The organism is Flavobacterium bizetiae, from assembly GCF_902804475.1.
Lineage (GTDB): Bacteria > Bacteroidota > Bacteroidia > Flavobacteriales > Flavobacteriaceae > Flavobacterium > Flavobacterium bizetiae.
Window position 1 is genome coordinate 1 of the sequence record NZ_CADCSU010000206.1, and the last position, 1427, is coordinate 1427.

Sequence of the window (1427 nt, forward strand, 5' to 3'; positions counted from 1 at the left end):
CCTCTATTCAACAATCGCTTGTCTTTTAAATTTTCAAAATATCTAGTCTGCACTTTTTATCAAATATAACTAAAAATATATTTGTGTCCAGACGGTAGGTAGTACGGTTAATTTTTTCTACATAAGCATAGACAGAAAGCTTCAACTGTCGTTAAAATGATTGAAGTGTAACTCACAAATAAATTATGCCTTATGTTAAAAAGTATCTTAAGCCTTGAAGGCGCAGTAGAATTAAGTGAAAACGAACAAAAAATGATATCTGGAGGGAATGCTCCGGTTTGCAACCCAGGTTCTTTCGCGAAGAGATGTAATGAATTTGGAACTGTACCATATTATTGGGATTGCGTACCTGACGGAACAAAAGCTTGCTAATTAATACAGAATCAAACTAAAAACAAAAACAAAAAACATAGTTATGCTAAAAAACATTTTAAACCTTGAGGGAGCTCAGTTGTTAAGTGCAAATGAGCAAAAAAATATACAAGGAGGACAGCCAATTAAGCCTCCTACTAATTGTCGTTGTTTTTGTAGTACGGGTAGTGCATCCTGCTTTACTTATTGTCCAGATGGAACAATTCCGGGGCTGAGTGAAGGAAGTACAGGTAATTGTAAATTTCCATTTGAATAAATTTTAAAATTGGATAAATAAGCCCTAAATAAAAACTTAAACAAAAATATCATGTTAAAAAACATTTTAAACTTACAAGGAGCCGAAGCATTAAGTGTAGGTGAACAAAAAAGTATCAACGGAGGAAGTATTCCGCCAGACGGAGAATGTGGAGAGTTTGTTGTGTTTTATGCTACACAGGCGCAATGTTTAGCCTATCCGCGTAACTTGAGACCAGCATATATAGGAAATAATCAATGTTCTATATTAATGGCTCCATGTTAATAGTCACTGAAAAATTATAATAAAATATAATTTGAGTTTCAACATGAATATTTTATAATGTTAAAGAAGATTTTAAATTTAGAAAGTGCGCAACATATCAGCAAGAGCGAGCAAAAAACAATAAAGGGAGGAATTCCTGAATGTTGGGTTCATGCCATCGAAGCTGGGTGCGTTTTAATACCCGTAGGCGGTACTTGTCCTGTAAATACATCAGCAGGAATTATATGCGAAACAAGTCGCCTTTGTTGTTAATTTTTAATCGTTTTAAGAGAAATACAGTATAGCCTTTTTTAGAATTTAGTCATGTTTTTTTTAATTTGTAGGCGCTCGATCGTGGAACATTGAGCAATTTCCCCACATTGATGATTGGTGTTGGGATTCTTTAGGAAAATTGGTCACTGAGTTGATTTTTATTTGGTTAGGGTTAACCAGTGCCACTCCTACAGAAATTGTATTTCTAATAAATATGGTTTTTAAATACCCTAACAGAGAAGATATTATCTTCTCTGTTTTTTTTTATTTCATAGAATAATAG

2 protein-coding genes are annotated in these 1427 nt (G+C 33.4%); both read left to right on the forward strand.

Annotated elements, in window-relative coordinates:
* The first annotated feature begins 192 nt into the window (after nucleotides 1-192).
* Nucleotides 193-372, forward strand: a complete 180-nt coding sequence (locus FLACOL7796_RS23780; RefSeq protein ID WP_173973246.1) for a hypothetical protein — start codon at nucleotides 193-195, stop codon at nucleotides 370-372.
* Nucleotides 373-679: 307 nt separating this feature from the next.
* A complete protein-coding gene (locus FLACOL7796_RS23785) occupies nucleotides 680-892 on the forward strand; it encodes a hypothetical protein (RefSeq protein WP_173973247.1) in 213 nt (70 codons plus the stop codon).
* Nucleotides 893-1427: the final 535 nt, after the last annotated feature.